The 18193-nt window shown below is 68.2% G+C and carries 11 protein-coding genes and 2 pseudogenes; 6 read left to right on the top strand and 7 right to left on the bottom strand.

Features of this window, described 5'->3' with window-relative positions:
• Nucleotides 1–56 precede the first annotated feature (56 nt).
• The 6 genes from AAFF41_RS03835 to AAFF41_RS03810 form a co-directional block, all read right to left on the bottom strand.
• Nucleotides 57–968 (bottom strand): amidohydrolase family protein, encoded by a 912-nt coding sequence (locus AAFF41_RS03835; protein WP_319753255.1) that lies wholly within the window; start codon nt 966–968, stop codon nt 57–59.
• Nucleotides 965–1306 (bottom strand): L-rhamnose mutarotase, encoded by a 342-nt coding sequence (locus AAFF41_RS03830; RefSeq protein WP_319753256.1) that lies wholly within the window; start codon nt 1304–1306, stop codon nt 965–967. The genes AAFF41_RS03835 and AAFF41_RS03830 overlap by 4 nt, the downstream gene beginning before the upstream one ends.
• On the bottom strand, nt 1306–3288 hold the full coding sequence (locus tag AAFF41_RS03825; protein WP_343323462.1) for a DUF8034 domain-containing protein: 1983 nt from the start codon (nt 3286–3288) through the stop codon (nt 1306–1308). The genes AAFF41_RS03830 and AAFF41_RS03825 overlap by 1 nt, the downstream gene beginning before the upstream one ends.
• 74 nt (nt 3289–3362) lie before the next feature.
• The gene (locus AAFF41_RS03820; RefSeq protein WP_343323461.1) at nt 3363–4265 is read right to left on the bottom strand and encodes a carbohydrate ABC transporter permease; all 903 of its coding nucleotides are present in this window, start codon (nt 4263–4265) and stop codon (nt 3363–3365) included.
• Nucleotides 4266–4320: 55 nt separating this feature from the next.
• Nucleotides 4321–5235: a carbohydrate ABC transporter permease gene (locus AAFF41_RS03815; protein ID WP_319753259.1), complete on the bottom strand. Its 915-nt coding sequence runs from the start codon at nt 5233–5235 to the stop codon at nt 4321–4323.
• Complete coding sequence (locus tag AAFF41_RS03810; RefSeq protein ID WP_343323460.1) at nt 5232–6596, bottom strand: ABC transporter substrate-binding protein; 1365 nt, start codon at nt 6594–6596, stop codon at nt 5232–5234. The genes AAFF41_RS03815 and AAFF41_RS03810 overlap by 4 nt, the downstream gene beginning before the upstream one ends.
• Before the next feature lie 373 nt (nt 6597–6969).
• Between AAFF41_RS03810 and AAFF41_RS03805 the strand changes: the two genes are divergently transcribed.
• Nucleotides 6970–7767 carry a FadR/GntR family transcriptional regulator gene (locus AAFF41_RS03805; protein ID WP_319753261.1) on the top strand — a complete coding sequence of 266 codons (798 nt, stop codon included), beginning with the start codon at nt 6970–6972 and terminating at the stop codon, nt 7765–7767.
• 737 nt (nt 7768–8504) lie between these two features.
• Nucleotides 8505–8801, top strand: a pseudogene (locus tag AAFF41_RS51440) (cellulose binding domain-containing protein); the annotation flags it as partial.
• A 157-nt stretch (nt 8802–8958) separates the two neighbouring features.
• Here AAFF41_RS51440 and AAFF41_RS03795 read toward each other — a convergent pair.
• Entirely contained in the window at nt 8959–9981 is a 1023-nt protein-coding gene (locus tag AAFF41_RS03795; protein ID WP_319753262.1) for a LacI family DNA-binding transcriptional regulator, read from the bottom strand.
• Between the two features lie 1121 nt (nt 9982–11102).
• On the opposite strand from AAFF41_RS03795, the gene AAFF41_RS03790 reads away from it, so the two are divergent.
• The 4 genes and pseudogenes from AAFF41_RS03790 to AAFF41_RS03775 form a co-directional block, all read left to right on the top strand.
• Entirely contained in the window at nt 11103–12698 is a 1596-nt protein-coding gene (locus AAFF41_RS03790; RefSeq protein ID WP_343323459.1) for an arabinofuranosidase catalytic domain-containing protein, read from the top strand.
• Between the two features lie 246 nt (nt 12699–12944).
• A complete protein-coding gene (locus AAFF41_RS03785; protein WP_343323458.1) occupies nt 12945–15395 on the top strand; it encodes an RICIN domain-containing protein in 2451 nt (816 codons plus the stop codon).
• 57 nt (nt 15396–15452) lie between these two features.
• A complete protein-coding gene (locus AAFF41_RS03780) occupies nt 15453–16556 on the top strand; it encodes a ricin-type beta-trefoil lectin domain protein (RefSeq protein ID WP_343323457.1) in 1104 nt (367 codons plus the stop codon).
• Nucleotides 16557–16627: 71 nt separating this feature from the next.
• Nucleotides 16628–18094 (top strand): annotated as a pseudogene (locus AAFF41_RS03775) (glycoside hydrolase family 10 protein); the annotation flags it as partial.
• Between the last annotated feature and the right edge of the window lie 99 nt (nt 18095–18193).

Below are 18193 nucleotides of genomic sequence, written 5' to 3'. Positions count from 1 at the left end.
CAGCGCGGGTTCGTCGGTGTGTGCGACGGGTGCGTATGTCGGGGTGGGCGTGCCGGTCAGGAGAAGCGCGTGGCGACGTCGGCTTCTTCTGAAACGGAGGGGAGACGGTAGAAGGCGGTCGCGGTGCCGGCGAGCACCGCGTGGATCTCGGTGTCGGAAAAGCCGTCGAGCAGTTCGTCCACGGTGGCGGCCCAGCGGTTCCAGCCGCCCGCGAGGTTCGCGACCGGCCAGTCGGAGCCGAACATCAAGCGGCCGGGGCCGAAGGCGGAGAGCAGGACGTCCCACACCGGGCGGATGTCGTCGACGGTCCACTTCTCATGGTTCGCCTCGGTGATCAGCCCCGACACCTTGCAGACCACGTGCGGGTGTGCGGCCAACAGGCGCAACTGGCGTTCCCAGTCGGCCAGTTCACCGTCGGCGATCGACGGCTTGCCGGCGTGGTCGAGCACCTGGGGCAGGTCCGGGAACCGCTCGGCCAGCCGGATCGCCTGGTCGAGCTGATGGCTGCGGACGAGCACGTCGTAGCAGAGCTCGCGGTCCCGGGCCGCCGCCAACCCGCGCTCGACATCGGGGCGTTGCAGCCATTCCGGATCCGTCTCGCCCTGCACGAGATGACGCAGGGACCGCAGGTATGTACCGCCCGGCCCGGCGCGCAACCCGTCGAGCAGGTCGCCGATCCCGGGGGACGTCAGATCCGCCCAGCCGACCACGGCCCCGATCAGCGGCTCCCGCTCCGCGAGCGCGAGCAGGTCCTCCGTCTCGGGCACGTCCGGCACGCACTGCACGGCCACCGTGCTGTGCAGACGGCGGCCCGCGATGAGTTGAGTGGCGGTGGTGCGCAGGTCGTCGGGGGTGAAGGTGCGGCGGATCGTTGCCAGGGCGGGGTCGTCGAGCCAGGGTTGCGGACGCTCGTCGAGGTCCCACAGGTGGTGGTGGGCGTCGATGAGCGGGGTGGCGGTGGGGGTCACTGGTCGTCCAATGACGGGCTCAGGTGCCAGATCTCGGGGAGTTCCGTCCACTGGCGTGAATCGCCCCGGTCGGGCAAGGGCTCCTGGCAGGGATCGGTGAGTTTCCACCAGTCCTGGGTTTCGGGGTCGGCTTCGAGTGCCGCCATGTCGGCCTCGAAGTCGTCGCCGTGGTACTCGAAGTAGGCGAACAGGACGTCACCGTGGAGGAAGATGCTGTAGTTGCGGATCTGTGCCCGGTGCAGGGCGGCTTCGACTCCGGGCCAGACGGCGGAGTGGAGTTCGAGATACGCCGTGCGGCGTTCGGGCCGCAGCCCGATGGTCTGGGCGATGCGCTTCATCACACACGCTCCTGGGAGGTGAAGGGCGTCCGGTAGCTGGGTGTGTTGGCGCGCAGCTGGAGGCGCAGGGTGAGCTTGACGCGGCTGGAGGCGGGCAGCCGGACCGTCAGGAAGGCGCTGTCGCAGACCTGATCCGACTCGGTCACGACGGGCTCGGAGTGGCCGTAGTCGTACATGTCCCCTACCCAGGTGTCGTCCTGGCAGGTGGTGTACCGGACGGCGGTGATGGTGTGCTCGGCGAAGGCGCCGGCCTGCACGATCACCGTGCGCGTGGACTCGGGGGAGAGGTTGACGAGTTCGACGGTGGTCGCGTCGGGGTCGATGGAGGTGACCAGCGCGGCCACGTCCGGCGGCAGGCCGGCACGGCGGGTCTCGGCGTCGTGGTAGCGCAGCCGGGCCTGCTGCAGGCCGCCGTTGTACAGCACCTGCGGGCCGCCCCAGGTCAGCTGGACCAGGGCTTCGGTGACCACGGGGTTGGACTGTTGCCACACATGGATATCGGCCTCGGGCACGTCCAGGTCGCGGTAGCGCTCGATGCGCCGCAGGCGGTGGCGGACCTGGGCCTGGGCGGTCGCGAGGATCCGCTCGGGGTAGCCGGGGTCGTCGCCGGCGAGGAAGGCGAACCACGCCTTCTCGTGCCCGGACTCCTCCTTGGCTCTGAACGGCCGGACGGTGCGCCAGTCGATGCCGTCGACTTCGCGCAGCCCCTCCAGTCGGGCGCGGTCGGCGGCGGAGGCCGTGTGGTGCCACAGGGCCACCGGGACGGGCGGGGTGGCCGGGTTGTAGTCGAACCAGCCCGATTCGTTGTGGCGGAAGGGGAGGTGCGGGGTGGGTGTGTGGATGTCGGGGCCGAGTTCGACCGCCCATTTGGAGGGGAGGCTGGAGTCCGCTTCGGTGTGGGGCATCACCTTGCCGCGTTGGATCAGGGCGTCGAGGGAGGTCGCGACCATGGAGAGGTAGTCGTCGTCCCCGGTGACCGTGGCCGCCGCCAGCGCCGCCACACAGGCCGCGTGGCCCACGCTGTGCCAGCCGTGCGGCCAGGACCAGCCGTAGTGGCCGCCGTACCAGCGGCCCTCCAGCAGGCTACCGACGACGCCGTCCGGGCCGACGTTGTCCGGGATGAGACCTCCGTTTGCCTCGGTGCGCTCCCGCCACGCGCCGACGTACTCGACGATCCAGTCGCGGTAGCGGTCCTCGCCGGACAGGATCCAGGCGTTGAGGACCAGCCCGGCCGCGGCGAGGTTGACCGCGGTGTCGCCGACGCCCATCCGGTCCCGCATCTGCGCGCCGAGACGCGGGTCCGCGGAGAGGGGGTGGGGGCGGTCGCCGGCCCCGGGGATCCAGTCGAGCGGGAAGCCGTACGTCTGCGCTTCCTTCTCCAGCCAGGGATAGACGTCACCGTCGAACAGGCCCGTGCGGTCGGGGTCGCTGCCGTTGTGCGCGCGGGTGATGACGCGATGCTCGGGGTCGTAGTTGCCATTGGCCGGGTCGACGTACAACTCGGCGAAGCGCAGGGCGCGTTCGGACCAGTGGTCGGGGGCGGCCATGCTGAGGAAGTAGAGCAGCAGCAGGCTCTCGCCCTGGTGGAACCAGTCGTATCCGCGCTCGAACTCCTCGCGCAGCATGCCAAGTTCGGTGAGCTGCCGGGTCACGCCCTCCCAGTGCTTCTCACTGACGGGCAGCAGATCGTCGGCGCCGCCGAGGAGATACAGCTGGGGCCAGTTGAAGAACACCTCGTAGAAGTCGTCCACACCATCACGGGTGGTCAGCGGGCCGGAGTAGTTCAGCCGTCCGTCCGGACCGGTGAAGTCGTGGGCGAAGCGCCGCCAGGCGTAGTCGAGGAGGTCGAACAGGGACCGCTGGGCCACGGCCCAGCCGGGCGGTTCGAGCAGCGGCACCCCCGCCTCGATCTCGGGTGGCGCGACCGGGGGCTCGCGGGGGGCGTCCTCGGCCGGGGTGCGGTCGGCAGAGCTGAAGGGCATGGGAGATCTCCGTTCGGGGCGGGCGGCGGGACGGCGCACGCCGGGGACGACAGCCGGGCGGTCGGGACGGGCCGCTATTCCTTGGTGGCGCCGGCGAGCATCCCGCTGACCAGGAAGCGCTGGGCGAAGAGGAAGACGATCAGCACGGGCGTGATGGCCACGAGCGTCGCCAGAGCCAGCTGCGGCCGTTCGATCGCGAGGTTGCCGACGGCCGGATTGAAGGACGGCACGTTGCTGAGCAGGGATCCGACGCCCACCTGGATGGGCATCTGGCTGCTCTCGGGGAGCATGACGTACGGCAGGAAGTAGTTGGTCCAGTTGGCGACGAAGCTGAAGAAGCCCACGAGCGCGATGACCGGGGTCGCCAGCGGCAGCGCGATGTGCCAGAAGACGCGGAACTCCGAGCAACCGTCCATCCGTGCCGCCGCCAGCAGGTCCTTCGGTACGGCGGTGGTGAAGTAGATGTACGTCAGGTACACGCCGAACGGGTAGAACGAGTACGGCAGGATGATCGACCACATCGTGCCGATCAGGTGCACCGCGTTGATCTCCAGGAACAACGGCACCACCAGGGTGGCGTTCGGCATGAGCATCACGACCAGCGTCGCGACCAGCAGGGTGTGCCGGCCGCGGAACTCGGTCATGGCCAGGGCATATCCCGCGGGAATGGCGACGCCGAGAGTGATGACCAGTGAGATCACCGCGTAGAGCGCGGAGTTGCCCAGCCACTGCATGACGGCGTTGTCCTGGAACGCCGTGAGCGCGTCCCAGTTGGCCTTCAGCGCAGGGAAGGAGCCGAAGGACAGCGGATTGTCGTGGACCAGTTGCTGGTCGGTCTTGGTCGCCGCGAGGACGAGCCACAGCACCGGCAGCACGAAGAAGGCGAGGAACCCGGCCAGTACGGATCCGGTCAGCAGCCGGGAGGCCAGGCGCCGTACGGGCCGGCGGTGCGGCGGCTGGTGGTGAGATCGGCTCATGAGGGGTGCTTCCCGTTCCGAGCTCGCCGTGGCGGCGACTCGACTGACAGGGGTTCTAGTCGGCATCGAAGAACCCCGACCGTGCGACGAAGACGGCCGCGGCCGACACACTGACGACCAGGAGCTCCACCGAGACCGCGGCGGCGCCGTTGATGTTGTTCATCTGGAAGGCGAAGTCGTACGTCAGCTGGTTCAGCGAGTAGTCGCGTCCGGCCACGCCCACGCTGGCGAGGGACAGCAACTGCGGCTCGACGAAGAGCTGGGCGCCGCCCGCGAACGCCAGGATCACCATGTACACGATCCACTTGCGGAGCATCGGGATCTGCACGTGCCAGGCGGTCTGCCAGGCGCCCGCGCCATCGACGCGCGCGGCTTCCATCACGTCCGTGGGGATGTTGTTGAGCGCGCCGTACATGACGACGATCCAGCCGCCCGCGCCGGTCCAGAACGCGATGATGGTGAACAGCAGGGGCAGGTTGCCGGGCGCGATCACCTCGCCGAAGGTGTGGAATCCCAGCGCGCCCAAGAGCGAACTGACCGGGCTCACCGTCGGGTCGAGCATGAACAGCCACACCAGCACACTCGCGGCGCCGGCGAGCGCTCCCGGGATGTAGTAGAGGAAACGCAGCGCCTTGCTGGCGGAACCCGAGGCCAGGCGGTGCAGCAGCAGCGCCAGGGCCACCACGAACACCACCAGGGACAGGAGCCAGAAGGCGAGGTAGGTGGCGACATGGCCCACGGCGTCCAGGAAGCGGAAGTCCTGCGCCGTGGTCACGAAGTTGGTGAAGCCGGTGACCCTGCCCCCGGCGTCGGTGAAGGCGAAGTAGATCGCGTAAGCGGTCGGAAGGACGCCGAAGGCGATCAGCAGGACCACGTAGGCGGCGACGAAGGCCATACCGGCCCGGCTCTGCCGGGCGCCCCCGCGACGGCGCCGGGTGGCAGAACCGGCCCGGGAGTGGGTGAGGGTCACTGGGAGACCTTGTATCCGTTGGACTTGGCGTACTTGACGATGGAGTCCTGCCAGGCCGGCAGCATTGAGACGACGCTCTTGCCCTGGGTCAGACCGGGCTTGACGGTGGCGGCCCAGATCGCCTCCTGGCTGAACTGGCCCGAGCCCCAGCCGTTCCAGACCTGGGAGGAGGCGGCCTTGAGGGCGCTCAGGTCGCTCGCGAAGTAGCCGGAGGCGTCCTGTCCCTTCAGCCACGTCTCGGCCGCCGGAGTGTACGCGGGGAAGCCCGGCGCCTTCTTGCCCTGGTAGGCGTTGTCGGTGGTGACCCACTTCAGGAAGTCGGTGGCGACCTTGATGTGCGCGGAGTGCTTGGACAGCAGCCAGGTGCCGCCGCCGACGTTGCCGGTGGACGGCGAGGTCTCCCCCTGCCACTGGGGGATGGGTGCGGCCGCGATGTGCTTGGCCGGCGTCTTGAAGGTGCCCTCGAACAGCGCGCCGCCATACCAGGCCGGACCCGGCATGAGCAGGACCTTGTCGGCCTTGTTCTTGCCGAAGTCGGTGCTGAAGACCCCGCTGATGGACATGGACTTGTTCTCGATCAGCACGTCCATGAGCTTGGCCATCTTGGTGCAGGCCTCGCTGGAGGTGTTCACCGACACAGCCTTCGGGCCGGTGATGTGGTTGGCGCCGCACTTGCTCGCCCACAGGTAGATCTCGGGCGTGAAGGAGTCGCCGGCGTCACCCACGAGGTAGCCCGGGTGCTCCTTGGCCATCTTCTCGCCGAGCTTTTGGTACTCCTCCCACGTCGTCGGCACCGAGTAGCCGAACTTCTTCAGCAGCGGAGCGTTGTACCAGAGCACTGCCTGGGAGAGGTCGTTGCGCAGACAGTAGACGGTGCCGCCCACCGTGCAGACGTCGTTGGCCCCGCTCGCGAACTTCCCCAGGGATGCCGAGGGGATCAGGCCCTTGGTGAGCGGAGCGGCGAAGCCCGCGTCGACCGCCCAGCTCGCCTCGTTGTTCTGGGAGCTGAACACGACGTCCGGCCAGCCCTTGCCGGTGCGGTTGAACAGCTGGACCTTGGTCTGGAGGTAGTTCGAACCGTTGGCGTCGCCGTCGTAGGTGACGATGTCCAGCTTCACGTTCGGGTGCTGCTGCTGGTACAGCTTCGCGGCCTCCACACGGGTCGCGTCCACCCAGACGGTCAACGCACCGTCCTTCTGCGGCGCCTGAGCGAAGCCGTCCTTGGTCGTCGTACCCGTGGCGCCGCCGCCTCCACAGGCAGTCAGGGCCAGCGCGGCGGTGGCCGCGCAGCCGGCCAGCAACGCCGCACGCCTCTTGCTGGACGCACTCTCCCGGCCGGACGAAGGCTTGTTGACGGTCATGTGCGACTCCACTTGTTTCACAGGGCGCCCCGAGCAGATGGGCAGGTGGCGCGTGGATGGGTCGACGCCGGGCCGAACCGGTCGGGCGTCGGGGACCGCGACGGCCGTCCCGATTGCCGTCGCGGAAGAAATTAGCCGCCCTATCGAGGGTTCCGTCAAGGGTTTGTGCGGGCTTCATCCCAGCGAATTGCGTGCGATGCGGTGTCGAAGAACGAGGAATGTCTAATAGGGGACCGTTCATACCAGTTAGGATCCCGCTCTATGATGTGGATCTACTTGCCTGATGAGTACGACTCATTGATGCTTGGGATACGATGAGCGCGGCTCCACAGCGATCAGCCGCCCCAGTTGCGTCAGCCAGGAGGCAGGACAGATGAACGACACGCCCGCGGCCCAGCCGGCCTTGCCGACGCAGGCACCTCCCGTTGCGGCGGCAGCGGCGAACGGCGCGGACGAGCGGCGTGACTACCGGCCCGGCTACGAGATCGTGGCGGAGCGGATCCTCGAGTTCATCGCCGAGGCCCGTCTGGTGGCAGGTGATCGGCTGCCCACGGAGAACGATCTGGCCCAGAGGCTGAACACCAGCAGGGCGGTGGTGCGGGAGGCCGTGAAGATCCTCTCGGCGCTCGGCAGGGTCCGGGCGCACAAGGGGCGCGGGCTGTTCGTCGCGGACGACGAGGGCATGCTCATCACCAGCCGCTGGGGCGGCTTCTTCCGCCCCGTCGACCTCGATCACGTACTCATGCTGTTCGAGTTCCGCAGGGTTCAGGAGATGGCCGCGAGCAGTCTGGCCGCCACCCGTGCCACGCCCGCCGAGCTGCGGACCATCGAGGTGGCCATGCAGCAGTGTCGGCACGGGTTCGTCAACGGTCAGGTCGAAGTGTTCAACGAGGCGGACGAGGACTTCCATATGGGCGTTGCCGTCGCCTCGCACAACACCTTCCTCGTCAGCGCCGTGCGTGACGCGCGCCGACTGCAGCGGCAGTCCAGCGCGATCGGGATCCACGACACGCTCGGTGAAGGAACCGAGTCCGCGGTCGTGGAGCACGAGGTGATCTACCGGGCCATTCGCGACGGCCGGCCCGACGAGGCGGCCGAGGCCACGGCGACACACCTCGACAGGACGCTCGAGGACTACCGGCGGGAGATCCAGCGACGCCTGTTTGGATAGCGTTCAGGGTCGGAGTTCCGTCAAGCGAGCCGTCAACAGGAACATCCCATGGGCAGCCGGGCCCGCCGCAGTCCGGCCACCAGTACGACGTCTCCTTCCTCAGTGCCTGTGTCAGGTCCTTGCTTGACGAGTCGAGTGGTCTGTTGATGCAGCGTAGAGCCAGACGTTGCTTCGGGCGGATCCGCCCGAAGCAACGTGTCCCGTCTCAGCGGACATGGTCCCAATCTCGAATGATCTGGTCCGATTCGCTCGTCGCCTCAGGTGATCTGGTTCGCGTGAATGTGCTGTCCCGGATCGATGAAGGTGGCGGAGTCCCGCAACGGTGAGGGGCACGGAGCCCCGTGCCTGGACACTGGGGAGAGCCAACGCAGGGGTATGCGGGCAAGGATGTCGGGGTTCGTTCCCGATGGCCCCTCCGATTCAGCTACGGAGAGGCCATCTCGTACGCCCTGGCCAGGGCGAAGCGCTGTCGTGTCGACGCACAGGTCCGCCGCGATGGCTGTACCGCCCAGAACCCGCCGGAGCCGGCCCAGGGCAGCCTGACGCGCCGGGTCACCGCCTATTCGGGCTGTTCGGCCGGGCATCCGGTCGTCTGGGCCGCGTTCGACGAAGGACCCATCGCCGCCCCGCAGGACGGGGTCGCTGGTGACAGCGGAACCAGGACCTGGGTGCCGCAGGAGGTCTGGAATTTCTTCACGCAGTTCCAGACCTCCAACCCACCGCCGGGGACGGCGACCTGCCGGGTCACCAACACCGTCAGCGCCTGGAACACCGGCCTGACGTCGAACATCACTATCACCAACACCGGCACCACCGCGATCGACGGCTGGTCCCTCGTCTTCACCCTCCCCGACGACCAGACCATCACCTCCGGCTGGAACGCGGACTACTCGCCCGCCTCCGGCCAGGTGACGGCCAGGAACGTCGCCCACAACGCCGCCATCACTCCAGACGCGTCAGTCGACATCGGCTTCCAGGCGACCCACACCGGCAACTGCCGGCCGTGGCTGCAGGCGGTGGGCGAAACGTTCTGACAGGACGGTCCCATTCGGCACAGGGTGTAGAGACCGTCCAGCGGCGTCCAGTCAATCCACGGCAGGCGCAGGACTCGGCCTGTGGAACGGTGGGCGTCGGGCGCGTCTTGTGGACGCGATCGTCGTACCGCCCGGCTCAGCGCGCCGCGCGGTCGACTCACACCTGCCGGCCGGTGCGTGCGGCGGCTGTGCTGGAGCGCAGCGAGATCGCGGGGGTCAACAGGATGTGCCGAGGCGGGGTGTTCGGCGCGGTGATGCGTTCCACCAGCAGGGAAACGGCTTTCTCGCCCATTTCCAGAGCCGGTACGTCCGCTGCCGTGAGCGGAGGGCGGAAGTCCTCGGCCCAGGCCTTGGCCGCCACTCCGGTGATGGAGAAGTCGTACGGCACTTGGAGGCCGGCGTCCGCCAGCGCGCGCTGGATGCCGGGCAGGGCGGCCTCGTTGATGGTGGTGACAGCGGTGAGGTCCGGATGGCTGCGCAGGAGCGCCTCGACGCATTCGTGACCTGAGCGGGCGTCGTCCCCGCAAGGCACTTCGATGCCATCGAGGCCGCGTTCCGCTACGGCGGCCTCGAAACCGTCTCTGGCCCTGCGTGCCGGGCCGTAACCGGCCGAGACGAGTTCCGGGGAACGAGTGATCAGAGCCACTCGGCGGTGCCCCAGATCGGCGAGGTGTCGCACGCAGTGCTGGACCAAGCCGGCGTAGTCGACGTCGATCCAGGACATCTGCTGGTCGCCGGCCGTGTGCCCGATGCCGACGAAGGGCAGCCCGGCGTCCTGCAGGCGACCCACACGAAGGTCCTCCATGCGGATCTCCATCAGGATGACACCGTCCACGCGGCCCTCCGAGGCCAACCGCTCGAAGGAGCGGTCATGATCCCCGCCGGAAGGGGACAGCAGCACATCCAGGTCGATCCGGGCAGCGGCGTCGACCACGCTGGCAACGAAGTCCAGTTGCATGTGTGTGAGCCTGTTGCCGGCCGGCGGGATGACGAGACCGATCGTTCGGGTCCGGCCCTCCTTGAGGGCCCGCGCGGTCGCGTTGGGGCGATATCCCAATTCGTCGATCACGTCTTGGATACGTCTCCGGGTCTTGCTCGAGACGGGTCGTTTGCCGCTGAGCGCGTAGGACACCGTGCTGCGTGACACGCCGGCGCGCCGAGCGATCTCCCCGATGTTCATGCAGCTCCCCGACAACTTGACCGCGGGCCGAAGGATACCTCGCGCGCATCTGCTCGCCATCAGGCCCAGGGTGTCGGCGAGGCAGGGTACGGCCTTCGGCAAGGCTGACGACCGTGGCTCTTCGCCGGGGCGCGAGGACGACGTCGTAGTCGGTGCGGCTGTTGTTCTCGACGCCGGTCACGACGAAACGTGACCGTCGCGGGACTTGTCGCTGCGATGCTCGTGACCCTCCAGCCGGCGTCGGCGGCCGGCGACCCCACCTGATCGCGGCCGCAACCGTCGTGACGGGCCGTGCCCCCCAACCCGGGCTGTGTCCGGCTGGAGGGGAAGTTCTCGGGCTTCCGCCGTAATGTGCGCTTCTTGGCGTCGGTAACCCCCATGGTGCACCAGGCAACCTCCTTGGGGGGAGTCGTCAGGGACGGTGCTGGTCGAGCGCCCTCTTGCCCGGCGGTGCATGCGGCCGGTCTGCGCTGCGCCCTGGCGGGCTCGGGCCGACGAAGGATGCCCGAGTGCCATGAGTCGCGGGGAACGGCGTCGAGCTGCCGGGAATCGTCACACGTTCCGCGTCTGAGGTATGACGGGACGGCATGCAGCGAATCGATTCCGCACAAGCGCTTCGACGGGATGATACGACTGGTGGAGTTCGGGGGCGATGGCGTCATGCGGTGAAGACGGCGCGCACGCGCGGGCCGAGGCGCCGCCGCTTCGGCCGACGCCCTCCGAACCGGCGCTGCGCGGTCTGGGGCGTTTCTGCTACGTCCCTGTTCACCGGCATGATGGTGAGTCATCCGGTGATCCGGGCCCGGCCGTCGGGCACACCCGCGCGGCCCGCAGCGCCCGCACGGCGGGCGGTCGCGCCGTCGTCCGCTGCCGTCACATCGCAACTTTTCGAGAGCGCTGAGACCTTGCGCACCACAGGAATCAGCGGTCGAATCGATTCCGCCACAAGGTTCGCGGCAGGGACCTCCGCATCCTTGACAGTCCTTCGAGACCGGGAGCACCGTCTCCCCCTGAAACCTCTCTGCAATCCCACTGCACAACGGCACGTTCAAGCGCTTCGGCATTTGTCAGTGCCACCACCACAACCTGACCGGGTTGCGTCGGCACGGTAGGGAGATCAGATGGGAACCACACGTACGAGACGCCACCTGCTGGCCGGGCGCGGTGGCGTCCAACGGCTGCTCGCGGCGGTGCGGCGCCGTGGCAGGCCGGAGAATGTGCCGGATCAGACACTTGCCCGCCAATGGGAGCGCTCCCATCACTCCCGGCTGAAAACGTTCACCCGGGCGGGGGCCGCGACCGTGCTCGTCGTCGGCGCGCTGGCCGGTGCCACAGCCACGGCCGAGACGGCCCGGGCCGCCACGTCCGGGCCGTGTGATCTCTATGCGGCAGGCGGTACGCCCTGTGTGGCGGCGCACAGTACGACGCGAGCGTTGTACGCCTCCTACAACGGGCCGCTTTACCAGGTCCGGCGTGCCTCGGACAACACCACCCGGAACATCGGCGTCCTGAGCGTGGGCGGTTACGCCGACGCAGCCGCCCAGGACTCGTTCTGCTTGGGGACGACCTGCCTGATCACGATCATCTACGACCAGTCAGGCCGCGGCAACAACCTCACCCAGGCGCCGGGCGGCGGTGCCGCGGGCGGCCCCGACAACCTCGCCAACGCGACCGCCGCGCCCACCACGGTGGAGGGTCACAAGGCCTACGGCGTCTTCGTGGCGCCCGGTACGGGTTACCGCAACAACCACACCAACGGCATCGCCACCGGGGACAACCCCGAGGGCATGTACGCGATCTTCGACGGCACGCACTACAACGGCGGCTGCTGCTTCGACTACGGCAATGCCGAGACGGACAGCAACGACGACGGCAACGGCACCATGGAGGCCATCTACTTCGGCAACATCAAGGTCTGGGGCTACGGTTCGGGCAACGGCCCCTGGATTATGGCCGACCTGGAGAACGGCCTGTTCTCCGGGGTCAACCAGCACTACAACGCGGGCGACCCGACCATCAACCACCGGTACACGACCGCCATCATCAAGGGCGGCCCGAACCACTGGGCGATCCGTGGGGGCAACGCGCAGTCCGGCGGCCTGTCCACCTTCTACGACGGACCGCGTCCCAACGTCCCAGGCTACAACCCGATGCGGAAGCAGGGTGCCATCATCCTGGGCATAGGCGGCGACAACAGCAAGGGCGCCCAAGGCACCTTCTACGAGGGCGTGATGACCTCCGGCTACCCGTCGGACGCCACCGAGAACGCGGTCCAGGCCAACATCACCGCGGCCGGATACAGCAACTCCTCCGGCGGGACGAGCACCGGTGCGCTGCACGCGGTGGGCGCGGGCAAGTGCCTGGACGTGCCGAACTCGTCCACCACGGCCGGTACACAGCTGCAGGTCTGGGACTGCAGTGGTGCTGCCAACCAGACCTGGACCCGCACGTCCTCCAACCAGCTGACTGTCTACAGCGGCAGCAGCCAGATGTGCCTGGACGCGTACAACAACCAGACGTCCGCCAACACCAAGGTGGTGACCTGGCCGTGCAACGGCGGTGCCAACCAGCAATGGCAGCTGAACTCGGACGGCACCGTCACCGGCACCCAGTCCGGACTCTGCCTCGACGTCACCGGCGCCGACACGGCCAACGGCGCCCTGGCCGAACTCTGGCCGTGCAACGGCCAATCCAATCAGCGATGGAGTCTCAACTGACCTGAACGGCTCCAGCCCGTGGTCGGCTCATCCCCCGGCCACGGGCCACCGCCACCGGATACTGGCATCCCCGTGCCCGACGCCCGGCGGGCAGCTCCACATGGATTCTCCGACCGTCCGGCCGAATCGCCCGATCCCCCTCGCCCAACCCCTGAGTGGGCGCGTTGTACGGGCGGCCTCGACGGCGAACAACGCCACACCGCCCCGACACCACCGGCCCATGTGCGCCACCACTGGAGGATGACGATGTCCAGAACCAGAGTGCTCCGCGGCCTCTGGGCCGCCCCCGTGGCTCTGCTCGCCTTACCGGCCCAGAGCCTGGCCGCGGCCGGGGCCGTGTACGCCGTACCCGCCGAGCGCCAGGCGTCGGCAGCCGCCCTGTACGTGGTGCCGGGTGCGGCTCCTGGCGGGAACGGCACCGCCGAGCAGCCGTTCGCGACGATCGACCAGGCGCAGCAACCCGCGCACCGGCTCTCGGCCGATTCGGACGTCATGGTCTACCTGGCCGGTGGCACCTATCGGCTGTCCAAGCCGCTGACCTTCGGCTCCGGCGACGGCGGCCAGAACAGCCACACCATCACGTATCAGGCCGTCTCCGGGCAGCAGCCGTTCGTGAGCGGCGCCCAGCAGATATCGGGTTGGCAGGTGCATGATCAGAGCAGCGATATCTGGTCGGCCCATGTCGGCACCGGTGTGAACACGCGTCAGTTGTACGTGAACGGCAAGGAGGCGCCGCGGGCGGCGATCCAGGTGCCCCGCTCCGCCTTCACCTTCACCCAGACCGGCCTCACTGTCTCCGACTCCTCCCTCGACTACCTGGCCGGGCTCTCGGACAAGAGCCACATGGAAGTCGAGAGCCTCAACTCCTTCACCGACCGCTACGCGCCGGTCCAGTCGATCAGCGGCAGGACCATCACCATGCAGCAGCCCGCGTGGAACAACAACTCCTGGGGATACGACACCATCAACGCGCCGTTCGCCGGCGGGACCATGTATCTCGAGAACAACTACGCGTTCCTCAAGCAGGCCGGACAATGGTATCTCGACTCGTCCACCGGCGACCTCTACTACCGGGTCCAGCCGGGGCAGAACCCGAACGGCCTCGACGTCGAACTGCCCCGGCTGCAGAGTCTGCTGGGCATCAGCGGCAGCTACAGCTCACCGGCGACCGGCCTGAGCTTCACCGGCATCCGGTTCACGGGATCCTCCTGGCTCGGCCCGAGCGGATCCGACGGATACGCGGACCAGCAGAGCGGCGCGCACATCACCGGTGCCTACGCGATGCCCGCCAACTGGCTGAGCACTTGTAAGTCGGGGTGCCCACAGTTCGAGGCCGCCCGTAACCACTGGGTGCAGATGCCCGCGGCCGTACAGGTCTCCGCCGCCACCGGCATCACGTTCTCCGGCAACACGTTCTCCGAACTCGGGCAGGCCGGACTGGGTGTGGGCAACGACGGTGTCGCCACGGCCTCCGGCACCGGACTCGGCGCGGGCGGCGTCACCATCACCGGCAACACGTTCACCGACATCGCCGGCAGCGGCATCCAGGTCGGCGGGATCCAGCCGGACGCGCACCACCCCGGCAACCCACAGATGACCAACCAGAACATCGTGATCAGCGACAACCGGGTCAGCGAGGTGGGCACCGACTACAAGGAGACCGCGGGCATCCTGTCCACCTACGTCTCGAACGCGACGATCACCCACAACCAGTGCGACCACCTTCCCTACGACGGGATCGACATCGGCTGGGGCTGGGGGATCAACGACCCCGGCGGCAGCCAGGACTACGTCAACCGGGGCACGTACACCTACCAGCCCGTCTACAGCACTCCCACGACGCTGAAGAACAGCACCGTCTCCCACAACCTGGTCTTCGACACCAAGAAGGCGATGTTCGACGGCGGCAGTATCTACACCCTGTCCGCGAGCCCCGGTTCGGTGATCTCCGACAACTACATGTACGGCAACAACCACACCACCGCGCTGTACCTCGACGAGGGCTCCCGGCATCTGACGGTGTCCCACAACGTGGTGCAGGACGCCGGTAACTGGGCCCTCACCAACGCCAACGCGAACAACCACACCGACGACAGCACCTTCTCCGGCAACTGGTACAACGGCGGCAATACGTACGTGGCCACCGGTCCTCCGCACAACAACGTCCTTACCGGCAACGTCCTGGTCAGCGGCACCAACTGGCCGCAGGGCGCGCAGCAGGTGATCCAGCAGGCAGGCGTCCGGGCGTCGGGCGGCGGTGGTGGCTTCCCCACCGGCTCCCACCAGCTGGTAATCGGCAGTGACAGTCTGTGCCTGGACGTGTACGGCAGCTCCACCAGCGCGGGTGCCGCGATCGACCAGTGGACCTGCAACGGGCAGAGCAACCAGCGGTTCGAGTTCGTGCCGGCCACGGGCGGTTACGGACAGCTGCGGACGCAGAACTCCGGACAGGTCGTGGCGGTGTCGGGCGGATCCACGACCGCCGGTACGCCCGACATCGTGCAGCAGGCCCCGGACGGAGCGGCCGCCAGTCCGTGGCTGCCGGTACCGCAGTCCGACGGCTCGTACTCCTTCCAGAACAAGAACAGCGGTCTGTGTCTTGACGTCTACGGCGGCGGCAGCAACCTCGGCCAGCAGCTCGACCAATGGCCCTGCAAGAACACGGCCGGCAGCAACCAGGACTTCACCCCCCGCTGACCCGCTCGCGTGCTCGTTCACCCCCCACCCACTGTCCCGCACCAGTGAGGAACGCTGATGAAGAAGTACGCGGCACCCCAGGCCGCCGCGCTGACGGCCGCGCTCGGCGTCGGCACCGCCCTGCCCGCGGCGGCCGCCACTGGCACCGAACCGCCGCCCTCCGCCGCGCGGGCCGCCGCAACGCCCACCGGCCTGCGGCTGATGCCGTTGGGCGACTCGATCACCTGGGGTGTCGGCAGCCCGTCCGGGAACAGTTACCGGGGCTTTCTGCGGAACCAGTTGTCGACCGAGGGCCACGCCCTCGACTTCGTCGGCTCGGGCCGGGGCGGCACCATGTCCGACCCGGACAACGAAGGCTGCTCCGGCTGGCGCATCGACCAGATAACCGGCATCGCGGACTCCGTGCTGGCCCGTTACCGGCCGAACGTGGTCACCCTGGAGATCGGCACCAACGACCTGAACGGCGGCTACCAGATCCCGACCGCCCCCGACCGGCTCCGCGCGCTCATCGACCGGATCACCAACGACGCACCCGACGCGACCGTCCTCGTCGGCACCGTGATCATCTCCACCAGCGGCACCGAGGAGGCCAACCGGACCGCGTTCAACGCCGAGTCACCCGGCATCGTGCAGGCCGAGCAGGACGCCGGCAAGCATGTACGCCTGTTGGACACGAGCGCCCTGACCAGCGTGGACCTGGCCGACTCCCCGCACCCCAACGACAACGGCTACCGCAAGATGGCGGTCGCCTTCAACGCCGGGGTCCAGGCCGCGGAAGCGGCAGGCTGGATCAAACCGCCGGCTTCCGCGGGCGGTCAGGTGCGCTCCGGAATCGCCGGAAAGTGCCTGGACGTGAACGGCGGCAACAACGCCAACGGGACTGCCGCGGACATCGCGACCTGCAACGGCTTCGACGCGCAGCAGTGGTCCGCACACTCCGACGGCACCCTGCGGGCCCTCGGCAAGTGCCTCGACGCCACCGGCCGCGGTACCGCCAACGGCACCACGATCGAGGTCTGGGACTGCAACGGCGGAACCAACCAGCAATGGCAGGCGTACAACGGCGGCTACCGCAACCCGGTCTCCGGCCGCTGCCTCGACGACCCCGGTGCATCCACCACTGACGGTACGCACCGCTCTGCCGGTCTCCTGAGCCCGTGACCCCACTCCACTCGCAGCAGCGTCTCGCGGTCGGTGTCTTCCCCTCTCACACACAAGGAGAATGATCCTTTATGTCCTGGCTCAATGAGCGGCCCCGTCTTCGCAAGGCCCTCGTCTCGGTCACCGGTCTGACAGCAGGCACGGTACTGGCCCTGGCGGGCACAGCGGCGCCCACCGCCCATGCGGCTTCCAGCACGCTGGGCGCGGCCGCGGCCGACAGCGGCCGCTATTTCGGCACGGCTGTGGCCGCCGGGAGGCTGGGCGATTCGACGTATTCCACGATTCTCGACCGGGAATTCAACATGATCACCCCGGAGAACGAGATGAAGTGGGACACCACCGAACCGTCCCGCGGCAACTTCAACTTCGGCCCGGGCGACCAGATCGTCGGCCACGCCACCGCGCACGGTCAGCGGATGCGTGGCCATACCCTGGTGTGGCACTCGCAGTTACCCGGCTGGGTGAGTGGCATCAGGGACGCGAACACCCTGCGCAGCGTGATGAACAACCACATCACGACGGTGATGAACCACTACAAGGGCAAGATCTACGCCTGGGACGTGGTCAACGAAGCCTTCGCCGACGGCTCCACCCAGCACCGCAGCTCAGTGTTCCAGGACGTGCTCGGCAACGGCTTCATCGAGGAGGCGTTCCGCACCGCCCGGGCCACCGACCCTTCGGCCAAGCTCTGCTACAACGACTACAACATCGAGAACTGGTCGGACGCCAAGACCCAGGGCGTCTACAACATGGTGCGCGACTTCAAGTCCCGCGGCGTGCCCATCGACTGCGTCGGCCTCCAGAGCCACTTCGGCGCCGGCGGCCCGCCGTCGAGCTTCCAAACCACCCTGGCCAACTTCGCAGCCCTCGGCGTCGACGTCCAGATCACCGAACTCGACATCGCCCAGGCGTCGCCGACCGCCTACGCCAACACGGTGCAGGCGTGCATGAACGTCCCCCGCTGCACCGGCATCACCGTGTGGGGGATCAGGGACAGCGACTCGTGGCGGTCGAGCGACAACCCGCTGCTGTTCAGCGGCAACGGCAGCAAGAAGCCGGCCTACGACGCGGTCCTGTCCGCGCTGGGCGGCGGTACGGGGAACTCGGGGGGCATCGTCTCGGGCCAGGTGTACGCGCTGAGCGATGTCGCCGCGGGGCGGGTGCTGGACGTGCCGAGCGGGCAGACGGCGAACGGCACGCCGTTGCAGGCCTGGGACGCCAACGGTGGTGCCGCGAACCAGCAGTGGCGGGCGAATCAGAACGGTGACGGTTCGTACACGCTGACGAATATCGGCAGTGGGCGGGTTCTGGACGAGCCGGGTGGCCAGACCGGCAATGGCACGCGGATGGAGATCTGGGATGCCAATGGCGGTGCGAACCAGCACTGGCGGGCGAGCCGGAACGGCGACGGTTCGTACACCCTGATCAACGTCGCTTCCGGCCGGGCGCTGGAGATTCCCGGCGGGCAGACTGCCAACGGGGCCCCCGTCCAGGTCTGGGACTCCACCGGCGGCGCCAACCAGCACTGGAACTTCAGGTGAGGTGATCGGCGCCAAGCGCGCGCTCCTGCCCGCGGTCCGTTTCGGAGTACCGCGAATCCATCCCCGTGTCCGGCACGGTGACCGTCGCCGGACGCG

Origin of the sequence: Streptomyces mirabilis (genome assembly GCF_039503195.1) — a bacterium.
Lineage (GTDB): Bacteria > Actinomycetota > Actinomycetes > Streptomycetales > Streptomycetaceae > Streptomyces > Streptomyces mirabilis_D.
This window is presented reverse-complemented; position numbering and strand designations above follow the sequence as displayed.

Bases quoted from the DNA above. Each gene is read 5' to 3' on its own strand.
- AAFF41_RS03830 (WP_319753256.1), bottom strand. From the start codon at position 1,306: ATGAAGCGCATCGCCCAGACCATCGGGCTGCGGCCCGAACGCCGCACG.
- AAFF41_RS03825 (WP_343323462.1), bottom strand. From the start codon at position 3,288: ATGCCCTTCAGCTCTGCCGACCGCACCCCGGCCGAGGACGCCCCCCGC.
- AAFF41_RS03820 (WP_343323461.1), bottom strand. From the start codon at position 4,265: ATGAGCCGATCTCACCACCAGCCGCCGCACCGCCGGCCCGTACGGCGC.
- AAFF41_RS03810 (WP_343323460.1), bottom strand. From the start codon at position 6,596: ATGACCGTCAACAAGCCTTCGTCCGGCCGGGAGAGTGCGTCCAGCAAG.
- AAFF41_RS03805 (WP_319753261.1), top strand. From the start codon at position 6,970: ATGAACGACACGCCCGCGGCCCAGCCGGCCTTGCCGACGCAGGCACCT.
- AAFF41_RS03795 (WP_319753262.1), bottom strand. From the start codon at position 9,981: ATGAACATCGGGGAGATCGCTCGGCGCGCCGGCGTGTCACGCAGCACG.
- AAFF41_RS03790 (WP_343323459.1), top strand. From the start codon at position 11,103: ATGGGAACCACACGTACGAGACGCCACCTGCTGGCCGGGCGCGGTGGC.
- AAFF41_RS03785 (WP_343323458.1), top strand. From the start codon at position 12,945: ATGTCCAGAACCAGAGTGCTCCGCGGCCTCTGGGCCGCCCCCGTGGCT.
- AAFF41_RS03780 (WP_343323457.1), top strand. From the start codon at position 15,453: ATGAAGAAGTACGCGGCACCCCAGGCCGCCGCGCTGACGGCCGCGCTC.